At 29.8% G+C, this 2,201-nt stretch carries 4 protein-coding genes and 1 pseudogene; all 5 read left to right on the forward strand.

Features of this window, described 5'->3' with window-relative positions; all coding sequences use genetic code 11:
• Positions 1-119: pseudogene (locus tag G601_RS27360) on the forward strand (NADH peroxidase); the annotation flags it as partial.
• Between the two features lie 337 nt (positions 120-456).
• A complete protein-coding gene (locus tag G601_RS0113730) occupies positions 457-885 on the forward strand; it encodes an HNH endonuclease (protein ID WP_026665704.1) in 429 nt (142 codons plus the stop codon).
• Complete coding sequence (locus tag G601_RS27115; RefSeq protein ID WP_255346216.1) at positions 878-1,009, forward strand: hypothetical protein; 132 nt, start codon at positions 878-880, stop codon at positions 1,007-1,009. The genes G601_RS0113730 and G601_RS27115 overlap by 8 nt, the downstream gene beginning before the upstream one ends.
• A 226-nt stretch (positions 1,010-1,235) precedes the next feature.
• Positions 1,236-1,841 (forward strand): hypothetical protein, encoded by a 606-nt coding sequence (locus tag G601_RS0113745; protein WP_026665706.1) that lies wholly within the window; start codon positions 1,236-1,238, stop codon positions 1,839-1,841.
• 149 nt (positions 1,842-1,990) lie between these two features.
• A complete protein-coding gene (locus tag G601_RS27120) occupies positions 1,991-2,122 on the forward strand; it encodes a hypothetical protein (RefSeq protein ID WP_255346217.1) in 132 nt (43 codons plus the stop codon).
• The last annotated feature ends 79 nt before the right edge of the window (positions 2,123-2,201 follow it).

The following is a 2,201-nucleotide window of genomic DNA, read 5'->3' on the forward strand; positions in this document are numbered from 1 at the left end:
CAAAGCGTGCTAAGGCTCTTGATCTTGATGCAATCCATGACACAGTCCATGAGATGGCTCGTGACGAGGCAAGACATGGCAAGGCATTTAAGGGATTATTGGACAGATATTTTAAATAAGATAAAGCATAGAGTTTATAAGTAAAAAGTTATATGAGAGAGAACCGATATCATTTGATGGTGGTTCTCTCTTTTTTATTCTTACAGTTGTCCCTTTAATGTACTACCTATTTTTATGAACAAAATAAGGATAAAAGAATTGTCCTTTTATAAAGTTGTCCTTGTTTCTTTTCACATTTTAGAGATTTTATAAGGTTTTTTCAACAACATAATTTAACATCTTTGAATAACTATTCTTTAAATTTCATGAACAATGAAAATGTCTAAGAGATAATAGGACAAGTTAGATTAATATAAATACAACCATCTTGATATATCAAAAAGGAGATATTTCAAGATGGTATCAAAAGCAACAAAGAGAAAAGTAGCACAGCTATGGAATGATAAATGTGCAATTTGTGGAGCGGTAGATTTTTTAGAATATCACCACATTATAGAAAAAGCTAAGGGAGGATCTGATGAATATGACAATATAATTTTATTGTGCGCCTGCTGCCATGCAGCAATTCATGGAAAAATCTATGATCCAAATAAACATAGAGTAAATACGTCAATTCAATATGAAGATGCTATTCCTATATTAAATGATTATTTTCAGGAAAAAATTGGAGCAGCGGAAACAAAACGGCTTTTACATTTATCTGAAAAGACACACCTTTCAGAGAGTGCTTTAGTAAAAAGGTACAAGAGAGAACATAACATTACAGATTTTTATAATCATGTAGATATTAGAAATAGCTTAAGAGGGGGAAAGAAGAATGTATAAGGCATTAGTACATTATTTTTCAATGATTTCAAAGGATAAAAAAGTAGCATTACTAAAATATCTTTATGAAAACAGTATGAAAAATGTGAATATAGATGACTTAATCAGGATTATTAATGCCTGATTTTATTTTTAATAAAATATTTGTTATAATATTAATATAACAAAAGAAAAAGGAGAAATCATATGAATAATGATCCATGGTATATGTACTATATTAGGCGGAATCCGCTTATACATAAATATTATGATCAAAAACAGAATATGTATCGAGATTATATATCTCAAACATATGAAGAAGAAATAATAGTCCCTATAACACAGGAAATCTTGGCGGAGGAATTTACTAATTGGATAAAAAAGCAGATGAAATAATTGTTTTAGAAGAATGGCTAAATATGAATAAGGCACACTTTAGATTGCTTATAGTCATTTCTGTTCTTGCTGATATAAAATTAGCATTTAGAGGAAAAATAAGTGACTTATGTGATGAGATAGGGATTCAACCTTCATCTGTAAATAAAAGAAATACTGAAGTAGCATTAAATTATCTTAAAGAAAATGAGTATGTTAAAGTATTGGAAGATAATGATATTTATACAGTTTCATTATCAGCTGCTGCCGAAAAAAGTAAAAATGTTAAAGTTATAAAAAAGGCATGGTATCAACTTATAAAAGATGCTAAAAGTGATGCGGCATGGGATGCTATTTTAAAGACATTTGTTTATTTGTATTCTATTTCTTCTGATATGTGTATAACACAAGATGACATAGCAGAAAAACTTGGAGTTGGGAAGTCAACAATAGGAAGATGTATTAGGACTTTAAAAAAGCTTAGATTTCCATGTGTTGGGGATATGATTCTCAATGCTAAAGAAATGAAAAGAATAGATGAAAAGGGAAATATCCGCAGTGTTGGGACTAAATATGAGTTTGTTATCGAATTTAAAGAATAATAGAAAAAATTGACATCAGTAAATATATGTTATTAATTGATGTCATTTTTTTATTATAATATCATTGATGTTGCGCAGGCGCACTTGTGCGCCTGCTATTTGCTGATGGGTGTAAACACCCATCAGCATCATTAACAAGAGGGAAAAAAATGGAAAAATCTGAGAGCAAAAAACTAATTCCACTATATCTTCAGGATTATTTTTTAACCAATACAGATATGAATCATTTTGTAAGAATGCAGGATATATTGGAATTTTTAGAGACTGTTAGCATCGGGTGATAATCGCCAAATATCATCGGAGAAATTTGACCATTTATCATCGGATTAAAACAGCCATAATTCATCGCAAGAAAATAAC

It is taken from the genome of Butyrivibrio sp. FC2001, assembly GCF_000424125.1.
Lineage (GTDB): Bacteria > Bacillota > Clostridia > Lachnospirales > Lachnospiraceae > Butyrivibrio.

What these genes read in the sequence shown, in the direction of transcription:
- G601_RS0113730 (WP_026665704.1), top strand. Translation starts at nt 457, where the DNA reads ATGGTATCAAAAGCAACAAAGAGAAAAGTAGCACAGCTATGGAATGAT.
- G601_RS27115 (WP_255346216.1), top strand. Translation starts at nt 878, where the DNA reads ATGTATAAGGCATTAGTACATTATTTTTCAATGATTTCAAAGGATAAA.
- G601_RS27120 (WP_255346217.1), top strand. Translation starts at nt 1,991, where the DNA reads ATGGAAAAATCTGAGAGCAAAAAACTAATTCCACTATATCTTCAGGAT.